Consider the following 20428-nt stretch of genomic DNA (forward strand, 5'->3'; position numbering starts at 1 on the left):
GCGTATGCGGAAGACATTCCGTATCGGGTCATGCCGCGTGTTCGGTCATTCGTATTCACAGGGCCATGCTCCGCAATCGCTGTTCGATAATGCCGGCGCGCTCTGGCTCGGCCAGCATGCCCGGCAGGGCATTGATGAAGTCCGCATGGTGCAGAAGGGTGCCAAACGCTTCACCCACCGCCTGCCGCAACGCGGGCGGCGCGTCGGCCAGTTCGCCGGCCAGCGTCTCACGACCGTCGACGATGTTGAGCACGTCCTCCAGATCGTGGCTGGCCAGCATGTCGCCGCCACCGCGATCGGCGAACGCGTCGAGCTTGGAGGCGATAAAGGCCACCGCCGTTGCCACGCGGATCGAGACTCCGGTCGAAAGTTCCAACCGGCTCGCCGTGTCCACCAGATACCGATACCACCGGTTGGAGAAACCCAGCACTGCGGCATCGACCGGCATGAGATCGAACAGCACGCCCGAGTCGCGATGCACCCAGCGACAGATCACGCCGCTCTCCACGTCGTTGACGAAGCCGCGGGCGGCAAGCTGTCGCTCCACCTGATGGAACTGCGCGCGCCCTGCTTCGACCACGGCGTCCACATCTTTGGTGGCGCGCACGCCAGCGGCCAGGGGATCGGTCACCAGCAAACCGGCAACGGCGCCGCCGATAAAGACCACCTGCTCGCGCAGCTCGCCGAGGGCTTCGGCAATGATGCGCAAGTACGCAAGGTTGGGATCATCACGGCGCATCAGCGGCAGCCAGCTCCAGCGGCAGCAGCCTGGCGGCGAGCGTGCGCTCGCGTGCGCGCCCTGCACGCAAGGCGTCCTGCAAGGCCAGCAGCCGATGCAGGGCCGGGTCTGCCAGCGCCGCCTGCGGCACCGTGCGATAAAGCGGCGAAAGACTCGGCCCCTTGACGCTACCGCCGGCGTGCGCCCAGACCGGCGCCTCGCCGGGCGCTGCGGTAATCTGATCGAGCAGCGGCTCCGCGCCAAAGCCGGTGGGCACGCCTCGTTTCACCGCACCAGTGACGGCCGGCCAGACGTAACGCACGCCGTGTACCGCAAACTCCAGCAGCGCCGGCCGCACGGGAGACCAGTCGCCGCGCCCACGAACCACCGCCAGTCCCGCCACCACCGCCCGCCGCACGCTGGCGTGCGCTTCCGACGCGCTCATCGACAAGGCTTCGCCCAGCGCGGCATACGTCCACCGCTGGCGTGGGTGTGCCGCCACCTTGAACAGCACAAGCAGATCTTGCGGTTTTAGTTCCATGCCTGCCCCATATTCGCTATTCGCGAATTGCGAATATCATCTCAATCCCGTGTTTTTGCAAGGGGCAGCCGTACTCTGGCGGGCACGAAAGCATAGTGTCTGCTGGCTGGCGCGGTCGTTACGGTATAGCAACCGAGATCAGCGGTGCCGATAATTTCAATTTCAGTAGGAGGTGAAATCAGCGGCCAGGGCGACTCTCATTGGCCGGGATCTTGCGCCAACCACCAACGGCCCAGCTGTTGCTCAAAAGGCGACGATCGTTGCAATGTGGACAACACTTCGGTGCCGCAGTAGATCTTCGAGCGGCCACTCAACTCTCGCCGTAACTGCGCTCTAGCAATGGCTTTGCGCGCTGAAGATCGGCCTGGTTCCGTAAACACAGTTCAAGATCACCGGTGCCCCACTTGCCGATGTTGCGCACGTCGCGGCTGAAGCCGGCTTCCAGTGCGACCGTATCGGGGTTCAACTTCAGCATGACCAGCAGCTTGTCCTTGTATGGAATAACGCAAGCAAAGTTTTTAAGTCGACGGAACGCGACATACAGCTTCAAGTGCTTTTCCTGCACATCGTCACCAAGTGCAAGTAACTGACTGGAAACTACCTCGTACAAGGCGCGGATTTCAGGGTGCGCCTGTTCCAGCTGCTCTTCTGCCGTCTTGTCCTTGCCTAACGTCTTTGTCTTGGCAGATACATTGCCTTCTACCAGCTTCTCTTTGACCGTGGTGGCATCGTCCACAGTCACCGCGTTGACCAAATCGAGCAGCAGCAAGTCATCGCCGAAGAGCTTGTAACGAATCAGCTCTATGTTGCGCGGTATCTGCTGCACCGCGTGCTGGTCGTAGCGGGTGAAGTCAGCGGCGATGCAGAGCAGTCGGGTGCCGGCCCAGTCGATGTCGTTGGCGATGTCCTTGCCCAGCTTCTCCATCACCAGCCACTGGAACTCGGCACGGTGATCGAGCAACCAGTCCAGATAGAACAGGCCCTGGCTCATCACGTTTTCGTTGCTGTGCCGCTTGTACTCGATAATCACCGGGCAGCCGTTTTCGTCCAGCCCCAGCGAGTCGATCCGGCCGCGGTGCGTCTTGCCGGTAGCGTATTCGCTGGCGAGGAAGCGCACGCCGAGGAAGGTTGGCATCTGCGCTTCGATCAGAGACTGCAACTGCTTTTCGACCGTTACGGAGCGACCAGATAGTTCTACTGCTTCGCTGCCAGTCAGGCGGAACAATTGAATGTCACTCATTACCACTCCCTGTTAATTCTCAAAATACGAGCACTGAAGCGCAGCCGTCGCAGTAGCACGCTTACGACCAGGCCCTCCCCTCTGCCCGCGCTCAACCTATCCGTTCAATGCACCGATGAGTGCGCCCGTGACGGTCAAAGCCGCTGTTGCAGCGGTCCAACGTGCAGCGATCTTGTTCAGTCGAGATGACTCTGAAGCCGCTTGGAGCATGGCGGCAATCCATGCATCTTGCGACAGTGCATGGATACCAGACTCGACCATTCCGCCCTTCCCCCAACCTGGATCCGCAGGCACTTTGCTCGCCTTCAGCCAGTACCAAGCGGACAGCAGACCGGTAGCGAACGCACAAACTGCTAGCAGTAGTTCAATACGTTTCACGCGCAAGCCTCCTCCTTTGTCTGCGACGTGCTTCGCACGTCGATTTTACCGGTGACGGCGGCGGCGATCAGGGCGCTGCGGCGCTCTTTTAGCAAATCGATGGCGTGCTTCGATTCGCACTGGAGCTCATCCAGTCTGTGGCGTTCCATTCCGATGAAAGCCACAATCCGAAACTGTTCTTCGATAGGTGGGAGCGCGACGGGCATATCAAGGATCACAGATTGGCCGATATTCAACATGGAGCTGCTAGCACCAGATGCATGAAGCTCGATCTGAGATCGTGCACCGTCTGCGCCGAGAAGCGCGGCGAGGAACTCAGCAAGGCAAAAAGCTCCATCCATGCGCAACCTGTACAGTTTGTCGCACAGGAGCAATTTGGGGTGATCTTCGGTGACGACCGCTGCGCCGCCAACCAGATCACGAGCGTTCGCCCGTGAAATCAGCAAGTCGCCTTGCCTCAACGCGTACTGAGACATTGGCTCTAGCTCATCCGGCAACCGCTTGTTCTCTGAAGGCCTGAACACCCCGCCGTTTACGCAACCAACTTTGAGAACACCCCACTCTTCGGAAGTCTCGGCTGGGTAGTTTTCACACTGGGGACTCCAACCTTGTTCGATTGAGCTAATCACATGCTTGATGCGACCGATCAACCAATGCGCAGGCACTTCGCCCAGCCACGGCACGCCGGAGTCTTTCATCGGGGCGTTGGGGTTGAGGCCGCGGGTGACGGCGTGGGAGATGGTGGCCTGGCGCTTTTCGGCCAGCAGGGTCAGCAGCTTTTCCTGCTCGGCAATCAGCGCATCGATCTTGCCGGTCTCGCGGTCGAGGAAGGCGGCAATGGCGGCTTGCTCGTCCGTAGGTAAAAGAGGCAAATCAACTTGAGCAAAATTGCTAAACCTCATGGCCTGCCCGTCGCGGACTAAATTGGTGGTTGACTGAAGCGCTTGAATATAAGGAACACTTTTAAATAGATAGCGAAAGAATTTGGCATCAATTTGGGCTGACGGAATGAGCATAACGTAAGCAGAGCTTATGCTTCCCCGAAACGGACACCATTCAATGCCGCCCTGAAAACTCCTCATGCTGATAACGAAGTCGTTGGGTTCTACATGCTTGAGAATGTCGGCGCCCAAGATAACCTGCACAACTTTCTGACCTTCGATTGCAGTGAAAATGTCTTGATACAACACTCCGTATTTCTGCGAGGCTGTAAGTTGTCGATCCCGATCAACAGCCCTTTCTTTTCGCTCTGAGAAATATCTTCGGCTTTGCACAACTTGCCAATGCGTTGGGATCTCACCGAGCCATGGCAAACCACTAGCTTTGTAATCCAAATACCTAGCAAGGCTCATTCCGCCAACTCCCCCAGCATCGCCATGATCCGCGCCGACACGCCCTTCAACTCCTCATCGATCTCATGCAGATCGCGCGGCGGCTCGAACACGTAGAAGTGCCGGTTGAACGGAATTTCGTAGCCGACCTTGCTCTTGGCTTCGTCTATCCACGCGTCGGGTGCGTGCGGCAGCACTTCACGCTGGAAGTAGGCCTTGATGTCTTCGCCCAGCGGCACGTTTTCGGTATCGCGCAGCGCGCTGTCGGACTGCGGCTGGCCTTTGAGCTTTCCTTTGAGGTTGATCACCGGCTTGCCGTTTTCATCGCGCAGCGGGCGCTCGACGGTGATGGTGGTGTAGCCGAAATCCTCGTTTTTGAAAACGCGCGCCAGCGGTACAACCTTGACCTTGCCACCGGCGGGCGGCTCGGGGGCGAACTCAGCGGCAGCGATCACCTGGCGGCTCACTTCCTTGCCGCTGGCGTCGAGCACGGTGGCCAGCTCTGCTTCGGCGAACTCGCCAAAGAGTTTGGTAACGGTGGCGATGTGCTCGTCGTTCATTTCCTTGCGCTTGCTGCCCAGGCTTTTGCGCATCTTTTGCCAGAAGCTGCTGGCGTCGATCAGCTGCACAAAGCCCTTGCGGTCGCCCGGCTTTTTGTTGGAGATGATCCACACGTAGGTAGCGATGCCGGTGTTGTAGAACATGTCGGTGGGCAGGCCGATGATGGCTTCCACCAGATCGTTTTCCAGCACGTAGCGGCGGATTTCCGATTCGCCACTGCCGGCGCCGCCGGTAAACAGCGGCGAGCCGTTGAGCACGATGCCGAAGCGGCTGCCGCCGTCGGTGGCCGGGCGCATCTTGGCCAGCAGGTGCATGAGGAACAGCATAGAGCCGTCGGACACGCGCGGCAGGCCGGGGCCGAAGCGGCCGTCGAAGCCTTTTTCTTCGTGCTCCTTGCGCACGGTCTTTTCGACCTTTTTCCATTCCACGCCGAACGGCGGATTGGACAGCATGTAGTCGAACTTGCGCCTGCCGTGGCCGTCTTCGCTGAGCGTGTTGCCGGCGACCATGTTGCCCACGTCCTGCCCGCGGATCAGCATGTCGGCCTTGCAGATGGCGTACGACTCGTCGTTCAACTCCTGCCCGAACAGGGTGAGCCGCGCCGCAGGGTTGTGTTGCAGCAGATGCTCGGCCGCGACGGAGAGCATGCCGCCGGTGCCTGCTGTTGGGTCATAGATGGTACGCACCACGGCGTTGCCCTGGCTGAGCACGTCGTCGTCCTCGATAAAGATGAGGTTGACCATCAGCCGGATGACTTCGCGCGGAGTGAAGTGCTCACCGGCGGTTTCGTTGGAGAGCTCGGCAAACTTGCGGATCAGCTCCTCGAACACCAGCCCCATCTGCGCGTTGTCCACCACGTCCGGATGCAGGTTGATGTTGGCGAACTTTTCGGTGACCAGATACAGCAGGTTGGCCTTGGCCAGCCGCTCGACCTGCGTGTAGAAATCGAAGCGCTCGAAGATGTCGCGCACGTTCGGCGAAAACGCCTGCGCGTACGCGTAGAGGTTCTGACGGATATTGTCCTGATCGCCCAGCAAGGTGGGCAGATCCAGCGGCGAGGTGTTGTAGAACGACTGTTTCGCCTTTCGCAGCAGAAACGCTTCCGGATTGAGGCCGGCCTTGGTCTTGGCCTCGTTCTCCGCCAGCACGGCGGCCTTGGTGGGCTCCAGCACGCAGTCCAGACGACGCAGCACGGTGAAGGACAAAATCACCCGGCCGTATTCGGATTGCCTGTAGTCACCGCGAAGCAGGTCGGCGACCGACCAGATCAGGGCGGAAAGAGATGCTTGATTCATGCGTGAAACGTATTCCCTGGCTAATAGCCGTTGGCGTCATTCGTTGTATTTGCGCGAAGTACCCTTGAACTTTTCGACGGGATACTTGCGGTCGTTTGCCTGCAACTTGTTGCGAATGGCAGTAGCCACGTCGATGCCCTGATCGTGCACCAGATAGGTCATCAGGATGAGCAGGTCCGACACTTCTTCTTCCAGTCGCGTGCGGACTTCACCGGCTCGCCGGGTAAGATCCGCGTCCGATGTCCACTGGGTCAGCTCGGACAGCTCAGCCGCCTCGATGACCAGCGAACTGGAAAGCGTACGCAGGGTGTGGAACTGCTCCCAGTCGCGCGCACTGCGGAAATCCAAAATCTCGCGGGTCAGTGCTTGATCGATGACGATGCTCATCCGAGGAACCTGTTGTCGTTGTGCCAGCGCAGCGCGTCGCGGTCGGGCTGGTCGCCAGAAAAATCGGGAAGTGCGGCCAGTGGCTGTCCGTCGAGCCGGTAGTAAGCCTTGCCATTGAAATACTGATCGCGGATGCGCGAACTGATGCGAATGCGATAGTCGGGCTCTACCGTCAGCAGCCCAAGATCGAACAGCTTGTGGAAGTCGGATCGCAACAATAGACCGTTGGACGTTACATGTCGGCCTTCATCGGCGTACGGCCGGATGTGCGCAGCCTCCAGCACCGGCGCGGTCGACTCGCCAGTAAGAGCACATTTGCGGCCGTAGGCATCCAGCACCAGCGCCCGGAAGGCAGCCTGGCCGAGACGACCGCGCTGCAGGTATTCCTGACCGTATCGAGCACCTTCTTCAGCAATGGCTGCACTCGCTGACCCCACCGGAAGTGACGCGAGTATTCGCATCCACAGCGTGGCGCCATCGGGCGCCTCGGAGTCATAGGTCTTGCCCTGCATCAGGTTTCCGGGGAACAGGTCGGCCACCGGAATCCAGGCCTCGCGCGGAAGAAAGAATACTTCCGACACGACGGTGCAGCCGATCAGACGATCCGCCCCAGCCTGCGCATGTGCGTTGTCGGAGATCAGGTCGACCAGGTAGCGCAGCGAGTCGGCACCGTTCTTCTGGCCGAACAACTCCCACGCCATCGTCAAAGGCAGGGTCGTATAACGAACGAATCGACCACCGCCCGCAATGTGGTTGTGCGGACGTTTCAGCTTGAAGAGAAACGGCGTGCCCGCCGGAAGGTTGGAAAATGGCGCTCGCGACGATGGTTGCCAAAAATTGACCTCGTCGAAGCCATGCGCAGCGTTGAAGTCGAACCAGCGATTGTCCGTCACCCCTAGCCAGAACTTCATATGTTCCCCTTCGTGCATCAGGCTAAGCCGCAGCATGGCGAGTATGCACGCGCCTGGAGAACCAAGTCACGCCGCACCACCCTCGGGATGCGGTGGTGCTCCGAGACCATCTCCCGCGCATCTGTCAGGCCTGTGGGCACAAAAAACCCCGCTACTGAGCGCAATGCTGTTCACTTAAGCGGAGCAGCCTTTCGATTCACGGGGTAGCGAGTCTTGGATATTTTGACGGACCTCGGCCTGGAAGGCCGAGGTCGTCTATCCAGAAACAGGTTGCCGATTCCGGCCCTGAGTTGAGCCAGTCGCACTCCGGTGCGTGATAGAGGTTGCGCTGCCGCCATGACAATGAGTTGGGCGGCGATGTATTGATAGGCGAACTTGAAGCGCACTCGGGCTGGCTCTTGGCCGTGCGCCACGGCGGCCTGACTGGCCTCGCGACGGATCACGTTGTAGCCCAGGAGCAAACCCCAGACTTCCTGATAGATCAACGCGACGGTCTTGCTGCGCAGCGTGACGGCGTTGTGTTGCAGGGAGCTCTTGATGTCCCGGAAGCCTAACTCGATTTCCCAGCGCTCCCGATACAACTGTGCAACGGCTTCGCTGGAGTAATGCTCGGCTGGCAGCGAGGTGTAGACCGTTCTTCGCTGTCCCTTGTGCATGTAGCTCACGGCACGTACTTCCCAGACCGCAGGCAGTTCGGGGTTGCGTTTGCGTGCCTGCGGCGAGACCTTCATCTGCACCCACTGATCATCGGCGTGGTAAGTCTCCCGTGTCTCGCACACCAGATCTTTGCGAGCAGGAATCAGCCAATGCCGTTGTTGGCCGCCACCGGCCAGACGCAGCAGCAGGTCAGCGCTCCAGAAGCCCTTGTCCAACAGGGTGATTGAGCGGTCCGGTATGCGGTCGATGAACTCATCGGCCAAGCGAATTTCGCTGCGCCGATAAGGACTAAGCTGGGCATCCAGCATGACGTGCGAACGGACATTCATCAGGGCGACCAGTCGCATCATCGGGAACGGCGTCTGGCGATCGGTGCTGGTATTGCCCGAGCCGAAGTGTTCACGCAATGCCGGGGTGTCCGGAGTGCGCAACACCGCGCCATCGGCGGCCAGCACCTGCAAGCCGTGCCAGTCATCGCCGGGATAGCGCTCCTTGCCCCAGCACTCGCCGGTCTGACGGAACAGGCATTGCAGCGGCTCGGCGCCAAGGCGCTGACGCGCCTGAGAGACGCCACTGCGCGCCAACAGACTGTCGCTGGCCAAGCCTTGTGCGCAGATGTTCAGGCGACGAGCCACCTCCGAGATCGGCTCGTTACGAAACAGTGCCATGCCCAGCACCAGCCACAGCACCTGATCCGACGGTAAACGCCGGCGGCGAATTGTGGCCGAGGAGGAAAGGTCCAGCGCCGAGGCTACCCACTCGACAGGAATGTGCTGCGCGAAGGTACTCAGATCAGAGAACGAGTGCAGCTCATCGATATCAAACAGAACACTTTGCAGGGACACAAAAAAATCCGGCCTTCAACACGTGAAGGCCAGATTCTTGGGACGCCCTGGCTACGATGCAATGCTTAAGTGAACAGCATTACGCTACTGAGCGGGGTTATCGGACATCCTCGAAAGGCTTGGTTCGCCAAAGGCGACGTGGTGGCTATGGGTGGAGGGGAAGCATAGCCACCGTCCAACCGAAGAACCTAGCATTTATGCGGCTTTCCGCCGGGGCGGTCCGGCTCAATGTAGCAGTTGATGTAGCACTTCTCGTAACACTCGTCGTAACACAATCGGTCCGGCCGCCAGAATTTCGGAGCAAATTTCCATAGGGCTAACCGTAGCGTCAAGGCCCGATAACTCGTCCGCACCAGAGGTATTCGAGAGTTAAAAGTGGACTCGAACCATCGTCCATCGTGGCGTAGTTCGGGCTCCTCACAGCGCGTGATCGGCTGCCGCACTGGACCTGCTTAGCGGCGCCCGAGGAAACCCTTGTGAAACTCCTGCAGCAGCGACAAGGCGCGCACAGGGTCTGCACGATCCATCTCGGCCGCCAGTCGAAGAGTGCCGGCAGGATCGACCTGCGGCGCCAGAATGCTGGTGATGATGGTGATGGACTGTTCGTTGCCGGGCTGGTCAAGGACAGATCTTGCATCTGCACCCAGCAACCACGCACCCGTCCGGCTGTAGTCGAAGGTGTCGTCCAACAGGTAAGCCGCGTCACCGGAGAGTCGTTGACTGTTGCCGGCATCGAGATAGTTTTGCAGCACCAGATATATGTCATAGGCATCCTTTCCAGGCGCAGTGCGGCCACGCTCGGACCAGGCGATCAACTTCACCAGCATCAAGGCTGGTAGCGAGATGACGCTGAGAACAGAGTCACCAGGTAAACGGACAAGCTCGGCAAACTGGAGTGCCTCGCGATAGCCAAGCACGTTCATCGCGACATCGTGCTCGGGCGGCCATTCGATATGCCGATTGGCTCCTTCCACACCGTCGAAGGGGATGATGTCGACCGGCACGCCGTTCTTGTACAGCAGCCTATGCATGGTGCCGCGCGCCGCGGTGAATTCGCCGGTCTCTATGAGGCTCGTTCTTATGCTCTCGAACGCCAGCCAGTTCTGAGTTGCCAGCGCGAAGTCGATGTCCGCCGTACCGCGGGCGATGGCAATACCGTGCGCATATGTCAACAAGATGTCCCGCGCCGTCGCCCCGACAAGGAGGATAGGCGTGTCACCTGTCTGTGCCTGGACAGCCCGCACGACGTCCGCCATCGGCCCCAGGCGGCGATCGCTACTTAAGTCGATCAAGGATAGGCCCATAGAGTAGTGTCGCGGCCTCTAGACATCGCGCATCACCAATCGCCAGAAGGTCCGCATAGACGAGCAGTGTGGGCACGAGGCCCGGCTTGTCATCCGGGAACGCCCAGAATCGACGAAGCACTTCCACATTGCCTGCAGCATCCGGCCGCAGTCGCTGCTCTAGAAGTAGACGCGGCTCGATACGATTGCCATAGAACGTCGCGGTGCCGGGCCTGAGGTGCTGCGTTAGCTGGGCGGCCGCAGGTTCCCCGCCTAGGGCAAGGTCGTAGCGCAGCGCGTTATCCGCAGTAGTCCACTCCAAGGTCTCGGCGCGATAGCGGCCAAGGACCATTTTGGGCCGCAGTGTGCGTGCGTATCCCTCTGTCCACTGAGCGAGGAGGGTCTCGACGTTCACCAGGCGCCGGCCGTGGTGTGGGACGGTCGCCAGAAAGCCTAGGCGCGGCAGCTCGGCCATGACCCAGCCGACCGTGCCATGAGCCACGCCCGCCAACTTCGCGATGTCTCGATAAGGAAGCGCGGCGCGCTCCGGTGCGCACAGCAGAGTAAACAGCACTTGCAGACCCGTGGCCGTGAAGGCGCGCCCTGTGTCTGTTGCAGCCTCAGGTGCGACACGCGGGCGCTCACCTTTCACCCAGACCATGAAGTCAGGCGTCGCCAGATAAGCGTTACCCGCCGCATCCATGAAGTGCACTTGCCGGTTGCGTAGTTCGTCGGCGAGGTTCGGGGTTACGTAATCCGTCACCAGCATCTTGTTCGGCCCCAGGTGACGGAGCTGATGGACGACGGCACCGAGCGTCCCAGGGCGAAGGCCCTGCTTGGTCTCGACCTCGTACCGCGCCTTGTGCTCGCCATACTGAATATCAACAACAGCGTCGACGTGCCGCCCTCCTTTGGCGGTCTCAGCGGTAACCAGACGGGCTTCCAAGCCATGCTTCTGCGCTGCCTGCATGGCTGCAAGAAGTATGATGTCTCCGGGTTGTTGGGTAGTCTTGTCCATTTATTTGCATTGTCCATGGTGCGTGGACAGCGGTCAATATTGGACAATGGCGTCCACTGAGAGCCTGCGTCCACGCGCCGTGGACAAGACGAATTGTTGGACAGCGTGCCTTCGCAACGCGACCGTCGAACGATCGGCTGAAATGTTTGACGGAAATTTCCGCGGGGGTGTCCAACATATTAGGCATGCGCGTTACCCCCCGCTGGGTCACCTTGCACCAGCATCTCTGCGACCAGTTCAAAGATCGTGACGCCCTGCTTGGCTGTCTTCGGCGACCAGCGACCCTGGGCGATCCGCTCTTCCGCGTACAACTTAGCCATCTCGGAAACCTTGGGGGTCGGCTTCGTCTTTGGCACTGCGACCCTAGAAGCTCTGCCGGTTCCCTCAGGACGCCTCAGGGGCTCGCCAGCAATCGCACGAAGCTCAGCTATTCCTGCATTTAGCTGCACCTCAATCAGGCGCCGCGCGAGTTTCCGACGTGCCTGCTCATCAGCCTGCGGGGCCATCTCGGCTGCAAGCTCGATTGCCGAGGACACATCGGCTGCCGCCAAAGCCCCTGAGAGCTCGTGGCAACGCTCGTTGATCTGCGAGGAGTGAATCTCCAGGCCACCCGAACTCCAGTCCAGAGCTAGGCGATCCTCAATCTCGTCGAACGAGGCCGCGAGGTAACGCTGTGTCAGCGCTTCCAGTTCTTCTTGCTTCATCCTACGGCCGTGTCTTCGCAAACGGCTGAGCAGGGTGCCGATATGAGGCTCCCAAAGCAAGTTCTTGCGCCTGGCTTCGCGTAAGTCGGTTGCCCGCAGACTTCTAGTGATCTCCGCACGGCCCAACCCCGAAGATCACGAGGAACGACGATACGGGAGGTGAAGACTAGGTGAAGACTCTTCCTATGCGATGTAGCACTTGATGTAGCACTCGCTGTAGCACTTGGCCAAAACGATGCAGAAACGCTAGGAAAGTCTGCCTTATCAATCAGATAGATAGGCATGGTGGCTATGGGTGGACTCGAACCACCGACCCCAGCATTATGAGTGCTGTGCTCTAACCGGCTGAGCTACATAGCCATGGGGTTGCCCACTATACCGGATCCGGGCGACCTCGGCGGGGCGCGAAAGTGTAATGGCGGCTGCCTGGCGGTACAAGTGCGGCGCTTGCTGCTGGTTGATGGGCTGTGGTTGAATCGGGCATGGAAGCGGCTAGGCGATGCGCGCAGGCACTGCGCGGCATGGCACCAGGAGGCCCGATGATCGACATTGATGGATACCGTCCGAACGTAGGCATTGTGATTTTGAATGCCCAGGGGCAGCTGTTTTGGGCGCGCCGGGTCAACCGCGACGGTTGGCAGTTTCCGCAGGGCGGCATGCGCACCGACGAAACCCCGCTGGAAGCGATGTACCGCGAGCTGGAAGAAGAAACCGGCCTGGCGCCGCAGCACGTCGAAGTGGTCGCGGCCACCCACGGCTGGCTGCGCTATCGGCTGCCCAATCGCTATGTGCGCCATCACCAGCGCCCGACGTGCATCGGGCAGAAGCAGGTGTGGTTTCTGCTGAAGCTGATTGGCGGCGAGGAGGCGTTGAAGCTGGACGCCTGCGACAAGCCGGAGTTCGACCTGTGGCGCTGGGTCGACTTCTGGTATCCGGCCGCGCACGTGGTGAATTTCAAGCGGGAAGTGTACGAACGCGCGCTGCGCCACTTTGCGCCGCACGTCGAAGGGCTGTGCAGCCTGCAGCTGGGCACGCTACCGCCGCGAAATAACGACGACCCTTCAGGCGGCGGCCCGCGCAAGGGCTGTGAGGCCGCATAGAGCCTCGGCTTTCTCCGGTTTGTTGACAATCATTCGCATTCGCGTTCTCATGCGCAGCATGTATATATGCCTGTGCAACGCCGTGACCGACCATGACATCCGCCGCGAGGCGGCCGACGGCGTGCAGTCCTTCAGCGAGCTGCAGGCGCGCACGGGCTGTTCGGACTGCTGCGGATGCTGCGAGCCGATGGCCCGCGCCACGCTGGCCAAGGCCATCGAGCACCACACGCTGCTGCAGTGGCCGGGCGTCGCCGCCTGATTCGACCCTTGCAGCACGTCAGCGTGCTGCCGATCGATGCACAAGCCGACGCTCTACGCAGCGTCGGCCAACCCGCAAGCAAACCATAGCCATTCCCATTCAACCGCCCGGCCGTCGGCGTTTGTATAGTGTCGGCACGTTTTGAAAGGTCAGTCGGAGACTCCCATGAAAGGTGATGCTAAGGTTATCGAGTACCTCAACAAGGTGCTGTACAACGAGTTGACCGCGATCAACCAGTACTTTCTGCATTACCGCATGTTCAAGGACTGGGGCTATACCGAGCTTGCCGACCACGAGTACAAGGAGTCGATCGAGGAAATGAGGCACGCCGATCGCATGATCGAGCGCATTCTTTTCCTCGACGGCCTGCCCAATCTGCAGCATCTGGGCAAGCTGCGCATCGGCGAGAACGTGCTGGAGTGCATCCAGGGTGATCTGGACCTGGAGATCGACGCGGTGCGCGACCTGCGCGAGGCGATCGGCTACAGCGAAGGCGTCGCCGACTATGTCAGCCGCGACATGTTCAAGGCCATCCTGCACGACGAGGAAGAGCACATCGACTGGCTGGAAACCCAGTTCAGCCTGATCAAGGACATCGGCGCCGAGCGCTACCTGCAGAACAAAGCCAAGAGCTGAGGCTCGCCGCGGGGAGCGTCCGTAACGGGCGCGCCGCGATGGGCCTGCCAGTGGGCGCGCGTTTCTTGACGCCCTCCTTGCGCCGGGGCTATACCTTGGGTTTTCCTTGGGACGACCCGCATGGTGTCACGACCCCCGCCGCGTTTCGTGGTGCGCAGGCACGACGACGTCAGTGCGAAGCGGCTCCAGCTCGGGTTGGCCACCGCCTGGATCGGCAGCCTGCTGGTGACGGGCCTTTTGGTGGGGCTGCTGAGCCACCACGCCGACCCGGTTGCCGTGGATCACCGGCAGCAGCGCGCGCTGAATGCGCAAATCGAGAATCTGAAGCAGCAGCTGGCGAACGCACAGCGCGATGCGCAGGTCAACGATGTGGCCACCAAGTCGCTGCGCGTGACCCTGACCCAGCGCGAAGAGGAAATCAGCGGCCTGCGCGCCAATCTCGGCTTCTATTCGCGGCTGGTCGGCGGCGATACGCAGCACCAGGGCCTGAAGCTGCAGGAAGCGAAGCTGGAGCCGATCTCCGGCTCGCACGGCTGGAATCTGATGCTGAGCCTTATGCAAGCGGCCAGGCGTAACGACGAAATCACCGGCACTGTCACGGTGAGCGTGGAAGGCCTGCGCGACAATAAGGTGGTGCAGCTGGACTGGGCCGCGCTGGGCAACACGGCGCAAAAGGATGGCCTGCCGTTCCGCCTGATGTACTTTGAGCAGCTGCACGGCACGATCGTGCTGCCGGCGAATTTTCGTCCGATGCGTCTGCATATCGGCATTCAGACAGCAGGCGAAGCGTCCGTCATGCAAACCGTGTCCTGGGAAGATGCGCTCAGTGGCAATATCATCACCGCTCAGGGGGATCACGATGCTCAACCGTAAACGCAACGAACGCAGCCCGACCAGCCAGGACACCAGCCTGATAGCGCACGGCACGGTCATCCGCGGCGACCTGCGCTTCAGCGGCGCGCTGCATCTGGACGGCCGCATCGAGGGCGCCGTGCTCGGCGAAGGCGACGATGCCGTTTTCACGCTCAGCGAGCACGGGCAAGTGCAGGGCGAAATTCGCGTCCCGCACGCGGTGATCAACGGCCATGTCACCGGCGACGTTTACGTCAGTGTGCGGCTCGAGCTGGCGGCGCAGGCGCGCATCGACGGCGATCTGCGTTACCACACGATGGAAATGGCCGCCGGCGCCCAGGTCAACGGGCGCATCGCGCGCCAGGCCGACGAGACCACGCGCGAGTTGCCCGCCCCCGAGGCATTGAATGAAGGTGTAACGGCATAGGGCGTATGCTTGCACCCGTCTGCCACGGCCCCCATTGATAGACCATGGAAACCTTGCTCACCATCCCCGACTATCGCAGCAGCGGCGAGCCGCTGCTGTTCACCGCCGCCGCCGCCCACAAGGTGCACGAGCTGATTGCCGAAGAAGGCAATCCGGCGCTGAAACTGCGCGTGTACATCACCGGCGGCGGCTGCTCGGGTTTCCAGTACGGCTTTACCTTCGACGAGGCCCAGGCCGAAGATGATTTTGCGCTGGAGCGCGAAGGCGTCACGCTGCTGTGCGACCCGCTGTCGCTGCAGTACCTGACCGGCGCGCAGATCGACTACGCCGAAAACCTCAGCGGCTCGCAGTTCGTCATCAGCAACCCGAACGCCAAGACCACCTGCGGCTGCGGCTCATCGTTCTCCACTTGAGCGGATTGTCTTGATGGACCGGGACGCACCGCCGCACCAGAACACGTTTGCCGGACTCAGCCTGTTTCTCGACCGCACGGCAGAGCGGCGCGACGACGTGGCGTGGATCGAGCAACAGGCCGACGCATCTGATGCCCGTTATCTGCTGCTGGATGCGACGGGCCAGGCGTTCATGCACCGCGATCGCGAAGCGCTGCGCTGGCTGGACAAGCGCGAGCGTGATGCACTGGGCGAAGCGCTGGGCGGCGCCGTTCCCGCCAGCTTTCTTGGCCGTGTCAATACCACCGCGCATTTCCTGCTGACGCTGGAAGAAACCGCGCCAGTCGATCAGCTCGAAGAAATCCTCGCTGCTCGCCGCATGAGCCTGCGCTCCGCCGGCCTGCAGCTGGCCGCCGATGAGGCCGGCTTGTTCGCCTACGCCAAAGGCCTGGCGCACTGGCAGCGCGAGATGCGCTACTGCAACCGCTGTGGCGCATCGCTGGAACTGGTCGCCGCGGGGCACCGCGCCCGCTGCACCAACCCGCACGGCGCCCACATGCATTTCCCGCGCACCGACGCCGCGGTAATCATGCTGGTGGAATACGAGGGCACCTGTCTGCTGGGCCGCCAGGCAGTCTGGCCGCCGGGGCGCTATTCCACGTTGGCCGGTTTCGTGGAACCGGGCGAGTCGCTGGAAGACGCGGTGCGCCGCGAAGTGGCGGAGGAATCCGGCGTCATCGTCGATGACATTCAGTACCACTCGTCGCAACCGTGGCCGATGCCGGCCTCGCTGATGGTGGGCTTTATCGCCACCGCCTCATCGCCACACATCACTCTGCGCGACCGCGAGCTGGAAGACGCGCGCTGGTTCACGCCGCAGCAAATTGTCGACGGCCTGGCCGACGGCAGCTTTCTCCCCTCGATGGCACTGTCGGTGTCCTACCAGCTGCTGGCGCATTGGCTGAAGCAGCGGGCCGGGCTGGATCTGGATGAATTGGTCGCTAAAGCAAGTTGATTGATTCGAGTAGCGCGCCGCCGTTTAAGCCACGGTTGATCGCTGCCGCCTAACCACTCGCATACAATGCGCGCTCGCTTCGCGGGTGTGTGTGTTCATGGCTATCCGACTGCTTACCGCTCTAATTGCTCTTGGCCTGCTGCACGTCATGCCGCAACTGGCGCGCTGGCGTCGCGATGGGCTGTTTCGGCGCTGGGTCGCACAGCTGGCCGACACCAGCGGCAGCGGCCGCGTGGCGCTGGCGCTGCTGCCACCGCTGGCGCTCTGCCTGCTGCTGTCGTGGCTGTTCGATCATCCGCCGCTGGGCGAGCTGCTGGGCCTGCTGTTTTCTCTGGCCGTGCTGCTGTTCTGCTTTGGCCCGCGCGAGTTCGAAGTCGATATCGAAGCGATTCTGAAAGCGCCCGATGGCGCCAGTCGGCAGGCCGCCGCACAGCAGCTGGTCGACGATGGCGGCACAGTGATCTGGACAGCGCCTGCGCTGGGCGAAGCGGTGGCGTATGCCGCGCTTCGCCGCCGGTTTGCCGTGCTGCTGTGGTTTTTTCTGCTCGGTCCGTTTGGCGCACTGCTTTATCGTTTGGCGCAGACGCTGGCGCGCGACGAGTCGCTGGCGCTCGATGCCGGCAGCCGCACGGCCGCGCGTTATCTGGCCAACGCGCTGGACTGGCTGCCCGCGCAGCTGCTGACCTTTACGCTCGCCGTGGTGGGTCACTGGGAGGCCGTGATCGGCGCGTGGCGCCGCTGGCACAGCCAGGCGGCGCCCACCAGCTGGTACAGCGCGGAGCCGGGCTTTCTCGGCGCCGCGGCGCAGGCCGACATCCTCAGCGATATCGAAGCGGGCGACGGCTATTTCGAAGAGCGCAGCGAACCGCTGACGGAACTGCTGCGGTTGCGCGGCGCCCTGCTGCGCGCCCTGCTGGCGTGGCTGAGCGCCGTGGCCCTGGTCGTGATTGGGGGCTGGCTAAGCTGACGGGGATGGGGCGACGGCGCGTCAGGCCATCGCTCCGCGCAGTTCACCTACACGCTGCTCCAGCGCAGCGGCCGTAGCTGCTGCCGGCGCGATCGGCGGATCGATCACCAGCTCCACGCGCGCGCGGAATCGCCGCGGCAACCGCGAACGGTGCAGCATTGAATCGCGCTTGCTCCAGACGCTGCCCCACAGACCGCGCAAGGCCATGGGCACGACCGGCACCGGCCGGCGCGCGAGGATTTTTTCCACGCCGGTGCGGAACGTGGCGATCTGGCCATCGCGCGTCAGTGCGCCTTCGGGAAAAATGCAAACCACTTCGCCGTCGGCCAGTGCTTCATCAATGGCGTCATAAGCCGTCTGCAACAGGGCCGGGTCTTCCTTGTGGCCGGCGATCGGAATGGCTTTGGCCGTGCGGAACACGAAACGCAGCAGCGGGATATTGAAAATCTTGTAGTACATGACGAAACGCGCCGGCCGCCGCAGATTGGCCATCAGCAGCAGCGGATCCATAAAGCTGACGTGGTTGCACACCAGCAGCACGGCGCCTTCTTCGGGAACGTTCTGCGTACCGTCCACGCGCACCCGATACAGCGTATTCACCAGCACCCAGGTGATGAATCGCATCACGAACTCGGGCACCAGGGTGAAAATGTACAGCGCCACCAGCGCGTTCAATATCGCGATGGCAAGAAAGATCTGGGGTATACCGAAGCCCAGGGCGCTCATGACCAGGCCGAAACCGGCGGCACAGACGATAAACAGCGCGTTGAGGATATTGTTGCCGGCGATCACGCGGGACAGCCGGTCGCGCGGCGTGCGGCTCTGGATGAAGGCAAACAGCGGCACCACGTAGAAGCCCGCAAACACGCCGATCAGGGTCAGATCCATCGCGATGCGCCAGCTGCCGGCGGCATGCAGGAACGCCACCCAGTTCAACCCCTGCGCCGGCGCCAGACCCGAGCGTGCGAAGAACAGGTCGATACCGAACGCCGTCAGACCGAATGCGCCCAACGGCACCAGCCCGACTTCCACGCGCTTGCCCGACATTTTTTCGCACAGCAGCGAGCCGACGCCGGTGCCGATCGAAAACAACGTCAGCCCCAGAATGTTGACTGACCCGTCGCCACCGAGATTGAGCTTGGTATACGTCGGCAGCTGCGCCACCAGTACGGTGCCGAAAAACCAGAACCAGGAAATGCCCAGCACGGCATTGAACACGCCGCGATCCTGCTTGGTGATGCGCAACACGCGCGCCGTCTCGGTGAACGGGTTCCAGTTGAACGTCAGCCCCGGCGCGGTCGCCGGAGCGGCAGGAATGCTGCGGCTGGCAAGGTAGCCCGCGACCGCGACCATGATGGTCGCGGCGCCGGCCAGTAGCGGGCCAAGATGCGCGATCTGCATCAGCGAGCTGCCGGCGATCAGTCCGATCAGCACGGCTAGCTGCGTGCCCATCTCGATCAGGCCGTTGCCGCCCACCAGCTCGCCGGGCTTGAGCGCCTGCGGAAGGATGGCGTACTTGATCGGCCCGAAGGTCGTGGAGTGCATGCCCATCAGAAACAGCACAATCAGCAGCAGCACGGTGTTGTGCGTGTAGAAACCCACGGCGGCCAGCACCATGGCTGCGATTTCGAAAAGTTTGACGTAGCGGACGATCCGGGTCTTTTCGAACTTCTCGGCCAGCTGCCCTGCCGTCGCAGAAAAAAGGAAAAACGGGATGATGAAAAGCGCCGGAGCCAAGTTCGTGTAAAGCGACACGGTGTGATCGTCCAGCCCCATCTGGAAGGCCACCAGCATCACCAGGGCATTGCGAAACACGTTATCGTTGAACGCGCCCAGCGCCTGGGTCCAGAAGAAGGGCGCAAACCGGCGCTTGCCCAGCAGGGTGAATTGGCTCATCTCGTTCCTTGGCATAGCCCGAAGGCTGTCAACCGCGCTCACGCTGGCGCGTTGCCGAAGGTTAGCTTACGAAACTCCCAAGAAAGAAACTGCGCGTAGCTTGAGGGGCATCGTGCGATGCAGCATGGCTAATCCCCGGGGAAAGCGTTGGCGGTTGGCGGTTGGCGGTTGGCGGTTGGCGGATATAAAATCCTGGTCACGGCAGTGACGTAAAGTTGTGTAAATATTTGCGGCAAAGGCGTAATGTGAGCGCAACTTCGTTTAAAAGCAGCACAAAATCCGAGTAACGTGTCGAGCGCGAGCTGCGAGCCGGGTACTTCGGCACGATACTTCGTAATTTCTTAGTCTTTTTGCCACGGCCATTCCCATGAACATGCAGCCTTCCTTTACCCCGACATCCACACCCGGAGGCACCTTTTCGGACCGCATCAAACTGCTGATCCAGCGGGTTGGCAGTGCAACGGAGATTGCCCGCATGTGCGGCTTCTCGGAAGGGGTGGTGCGCAGCTGGCGCGATGGCAACACCGATCCCTCGCGCGCGCGCTGCGTCACGCTGGCGCGCACGCTGGGCATATCGCTGGTCTGGCTCGTCGCGGGAGAGGGCGCAATCCAGAGCGACCCCTCAACCACCGCACCCGATGAGCAGTACAGCACCGAGGTGGTATCCGCACAGCGGCCAAAGCTCCGCATGGGCGCGGGATCGGTCAGCATGCTGCCGGCGCACGACAACGGCGTGGATTCCCAGCGGCTCAACACCGCCATGAAGATCCTGCAATCGGAGCTGGAGCTGGCCGACAGCCCGCTGACGCTGGCCGACAACACGGACATGCTGGCCGATCTTTATGAAATCCTCGGTCCCGGCGGCATCAATGTCGACACCACGGCAATGCTGACGTTCAATCATCGGCTGGCGAAGCGGATCCGCGAAGGTCGGGGCAATCCGGTGGCTTGAAGCGGCGTTCCCTCCAGCGTTCAACGTTGCAACGTGTTACCCATAAAAAAAGCAGCCGCTAGG

Annotated in this window: 22 protein-coding genes and 1 tRNA gene; 9 read left to right on the forward strand and 14 right to left on the reverse strand. The window is 61.4% G+C overall.

Annotated features, from left to right (window positions below; translation table 11 throughout):
* Positions 1–55: 55 nt before the first annotated feature.
* The 13 genes from ACDK93_RS18730 to ACDK93_RS18790 all read right to left on the reverse strand — a co-directional run bounded on the left by ACDK93_RS18730 (position 56) and on the right by ACDK93_RS18790 (position 12229).
* A complete protein-coding gene (locus ACDK93_RS18730) occupies positions 56–739 on the reverse strand; it encodes a hypothetical protein (RefSeq protein ID WP_458070527.1) in 684 nt (227 codons plus the stop codon).
* Positions 729–1259, reverse strand: a complete 531-nt coding sequence (locus ACDK93_RS18735; RefSeq protein ID WP_458070528.1) for a MarR family transcriptional regulator — start codon at positions 1257–1259, stop codon at positions 729–731. Before ACDK93_RS18735 ends, ACDK93_RS18730 begins: the two co-directional genes overlap by 11 nt.
* A 310-nt stretch (positions 1260–1569) precedes the next feature.
* Positions 1570–2499, reverse strand: a complete 930-nt coding sequence (locus ACDK93_RS18740) for a DUF5655 domain-containing protein (protein ID WP_458070529.1) — start codon at positions 2497–2499, stop codon at positions 1570–1572.
* 96 nt (positions 2500–2595) lie between these two features.
* Positions 2596–2877: a hypothetical protein gene (locus ACDK93_RS18745; RefSeq protein WP_458070530.1), complete on the reverse strand. Its 282-nt coding sequence runs from the start codon at positions 2875–2877 to the stop codon at positions 2596–2598.
* Complete coding sequence (locus ACDK93_RS18750; protein ID WP_458070531.1) at positions 2874–4229, reverse strand: restriction endonuclease subunit S; 1356 nt, start codon at positions 4227–4229, stop codon at positions 2874–2876. The genes ACDK93_RS18745 and ACDK93_RS18750 overlap by 4 nt, the downstream gene beginning before the upstream one ends.
* Positions 4226–6064, reverse strand: a complete 1839-nt coding sequence (locus tag ACDK93_RS18755) for a type I restriction-modification system subunit M (RefSeq protein WP_458070532.1) — start codon at positions 6062–6064, stop codon at positions 4226–4228. The genes ACDK93_RS18750 and ACDK93_RS18755 overlap by 4 nt, the downstream gene beginning before the upstream one ends.
* A 36-nt stretch (positions 6065–6100) precedes the next feature.
* Positions 6101–6451 carry a nucleotide pyrophosphohydrolase gene (locus ACDK93_RS18760; protein WP_458070533.1) on the reverse strand — a complete coding sequence of 117 codons (351 nt, stop codon included), beginning with the start codon at positions 6449–6451 and terminating at the stop codon, positions 6101–6103.
* The gene (locus tag ACDK93_RS18765) at positions 6448–7398 is read right to left on the reverse strand and encodes an HNH endonuclease (protein WP_458070534.1); all 951 of its coding nucleotides are present in this window, start codon (positions 7396–7398) and stop codon (positions 6448–6450) included. Before ACDK93_RS18765 ends, ACDK93_RS18760 begins: the two co-directional genes overlap by 4 nt.
* 134 nt (positions 7399–7532) lie before the next feature.
* The gene (locus tag ACDK93_RS18770; RefSeq protein WP_458070535.1) at positions 7533–8864 is read right to left on the reverse strand and encodes an IS4 family transposase; all 1332 of its coding nucleotides are present in this window, start codon (positions 8862–8864) and stop codon (positions 7533–7535) included.
* Between the two features lie 452 nt (positions 8865–9316).
* On the reverse strand, positions 9317–10156 hold the full coding sequence (locus ACDK93_RS18775; protein ID WP_458070536.1) for a nucleotidyl transferase AbiEii/AbiGii toxin family protein: 840 nt from the start codon (positions 10154–10156) through the stop codon (positions 9317–9319).
* Entirely contained in the window at positions 10140–11165 is a 1026-nt protein-coding gene (locus tag ACDK93_RS18780) for a type IV toxin-antitoxin system AbiEi family antitoxin (protein WP_458070537.1), read from the reverse strand. The genes ACDK93_RS18775 and ACDK93_RS18780 overlap by 17 nt, the downstream gene beginning before the upstream one ends.
* Before the next feature lie 179 nt (positions 11166–11344).
* The gene (locus ACDK93_RS18785; RefSeq protein ID WP_458070538.1) at positions 11345–11869 is read right to left on the reverse strand and encodes a hypothetical protein; all 525 of its coding nucleotides are present in this window, start codon (positions 11867–11869) and stop codon (positions 11345–11347) included.
* A 283-nt stretch (positions 11870–12152) separates the two neighbouring features.
* Positions 12153–12229, reverse strand: a tRNA-Met gene (locus ACDK93_RS18790).
* 179 nt (positions 12230–12408) lie between these two features.
* On the opposite strand from ACDK93_RS18790, the gene ACDK93_RS18795 reads away from it, so the two are divergent.
* From ACDK93_RS18795 to ACDK93_RS18830, 8 genes are all read left to right on the forward strand, one after another.
* The gene (locus tag ACDK93_RS18795) at positions 12409–12969 is read left to right on the forward strand and encodes an RNA pyrophosphohydrolase (protein WP_458070539.1); all 561 of its coding nucleotides are present in this window, start codon (positions 12409–12411) and stop codon (positions 12967–12969) included.
* Between the two features lie 49 nt (positions 12970–13018).
* Complete coding sequence (locus ACDK93_RS18800; protein ID WP_458070540.1) at positions 13019–13228, forward strand: (2Fe-2S)-binding protein; 210 nt, start codon at positions 13019–13021, stop codon at positions 13226–13228.
* Positions 13229–13393: 165 nt separating this feature from the next.
* Entirely contained in the window at positions 13394–13864 is a 471-nt protein-coding gene (bfr, locus tag ACDK93_RS18805) for a bacterioferritin (RefSeq protein WP_458070541.1), read from the forward strand.
* A gap of 120 nt (positions 13865–13984) precedes the next feature.
* Positions 13985–14737, forward strand: coding sequence for a DUF6776 family protein (locus ACDK93_RS18810; protein ID WP_458070542.1), 753 nt, complete (start codon positions 13985–13987; stop codon positions 14735–14737).
* Positions 14724–15143 (forward strand): bactofilin family protein, encoded by a 420-nt coding sequence (locus tag ACDK93_RS18815; protein WP_458070543.1) that lies wholly within the window; start codon positions 14724–14726, stop codon positions 15141–15143. The genes ACDK93_RS18810 and ACDK93_RS18815 overlap by 14 nt, the downstream gene beginning before the upstream one ends.
* Before the next feature lie 44 nt (positions 15144–15187).
* Entirely contained in the window at positions 15188–15556 is a 369-nt protein-coding gene (gene erpA, locus ACDK93_RS18820) for an iron-sulfur cluster insertion protein ErpA (protein ID WP_179480793.1), read from the forward strand.
* A 13-nt stretch (positions 15557–15569) separates the two neighbouring features.
* The gene (gene nudC, locus ACDK93_RS18825) at positions 15570–16550 is read left to right on the forward strand and encodes an NAD(+) diphosphatase (RefSeq protein ID WP_458070544.1); all 981 of its coding nucleotides are present in this window, start codon (positions 15570–15572) and stop codon (positions 16548–16550) included.
* Between the two features lie 97 nt (positions 16551–16647).
* Positions 16648–17517, forward strand: a complete 870-nt coding sequence (locus ACDK93_RS18830; RefSeq protein ID WP_458070545.1) for a beta-lactamase induction protein — start codon at positions 16648–16650, stop codon at positions 17515–17517.
* A 21-nt stretch (positions 17518–17538) separates the two neighbouring features.
* Here ACDK93_RS18830 and ACDK93_RS18835 read toward each other — a convergent pair whose 3' ends face one another.
* A complete protein-coding gene (locus ACDK93_RS18835; protein ID WP_458070546.1) occupies positions 17539–19413 on the reverse strand; it encodes an MFS transporter in 1875 nt (624 codons plus the stop codon).
* A gap of 367 nt (positions 19414–19780) precedes the next feature.
* On the opposite strand from ACDK93_RS18835, the gene ACDK93_RS18840 reads away from it, so the two are divergent.
* The gene (locus tag ACDK93_RS18840) at positions 19781–20365 is read left to right on the forward strand and encodes a helix-turn-helix domain-containing protein (protein WP_458070547.1); all 585 of its coding nucleotides are present in this window, start codon (positions 19781–19783) and stop codon (positions 20363–20365) included.
* The last annotated feature ends 63 nt before the right edge of the window (positions 20366–20428 follow it).

The organism is Rhodanobacter sp. BL-MT-08, from assembly GCF_054161255.1.

Bases quoted from the DNA above. Each gene is read 5' to 3' on its own strand.
- ACDK93_RS18795 (WP_458070539.1), top strand. From the start codon at position 12,409: ATGATCGACATTGATGGATACCGTCCGAACGTAGGCATTGTGATTTTG.
- erpA (WP_179480793.1), top strand. From the start codon at position 15,188: ATGGAAACCTTGCTCACCATCCCCGACTATCGCAGCAGCGGCGAGCCG.
- ACDK93_RS18735 (WP_458070528.1), bottom strand. From the start codon at position 1,259: ATGGAACTAAAACCGCAAGATCTGCTTGTGCTGTTCAAGGTGGCGGCA.
- ACDK93_RS18835 (WP_458070546.1), bottom strand. From the start codon at position 19,413: ATGAGCCAATTCACCCTGCTGGGCAAGCGCCGGTTTGCGCCCTTCTTC.
- bfr (WP_458070541.1), top strand. From the start codon at position 13,394: ATGAAAGGTGATGCTAAGGTTATCGAGTACCTCAACAAGGTGCTGTAC.
- ACDK93_RS18840 (WP_458070547.1), top strand. From the start codon at position 19,781: ATGAACATGCAGCCTTCCTTTACCCCGACATCCACACCCGGAGGCACC.
- ACDK93_RS18780 (WP_458070537.1), bottom strand. From the start codon at position 11,165: ATGGACAAGACTACCCAACAACCCGGAGACATCATACTTCTTGCAGCC.
- ACDK93_RS18800 (WP_458070540.1), top strand. From the start codon at position 13,019: ATGCGCAGCATGTATATATGCCTGTGCAACGCCGTGACCGACCATGAC.
- ACDK93_RS18755 (WP_458070532.1), bottom strand. From the start codon at position 6,064: ATGAATCAAGCATCTCTTTCCGCCCTGATCTGGTCGGTCGCCGACCTG.
- ACDK93_RS18785 (WP_458070538.1), bottom strand. From the start codon at position 11,869: ATGAAGCAAGAAGAACTGGAAGCGCTGACACAGCGTTACCTCGCGGCC.
- ACDK93_RS18810 (WP_458070542.1), top strand. From the start codon at position 13,985: ATGGTGTCACGACCCCCGCCGCGTTTCGTGGTGCGCAGGCACGACGAC.
- ACDK93_RS18765 (WP_458070534.1), bottom strand. From the start codon at position 7,398: ATGCTGCGGCTTAGCCTGATGCACGAAGGGGAACATATGAAGTTCTGG.
- ACDK93_RS18830 (WP_458070545.1), top strand. From the start codon at position 16,648: ATGGCTATCCGACTGCTTACCGCTCTAATTGCTCTTGGCCTGCTGCAC.
- ACDK93_RS18760 (WP_458070533.1), bottom strand. From the start codon at position 6,451: ATGAGCATCGTCATCGATCAAGCACTGACCCGCGAGATTTTGGATTTC.
- ACDK93_RS18730 (WP_458070527.1), bottom strand. From the start codon at position 739: ATGCGCCGTGATGATCCCAACCTTGCGTACTTGCGCATCATTGCCGAA.
- ACDK93_RS18750 (WP_458070531.1), bottom strand. From the start codon at position 4,229: ATGAGCCTTGCTAGGTATTTGGATTACAAAGCTAGTGGTTTGCCATGG.
- nudC (WP_458070544.1), top strand. From the start codon at position 15,570: ATGGACCGGGACGCACCGCCGCACCAGAACACGTTTGCCGGACTCAGC.
- ACDK93_RS18740 (WP_458070529.1), bottom strand. From the start codon at position 2,499: ATGAGTGACATTCAATTGTTCCGCCTGACTGGCAGCGAAGCAGTAGAA.
- ACDK93_RS18815 (WP_458070543.1), top strand. From the start codon at position 14,724: ATGCTCAACCGTAAACGCAACGAACGCAGCCCGACCAGCCAGGACACC.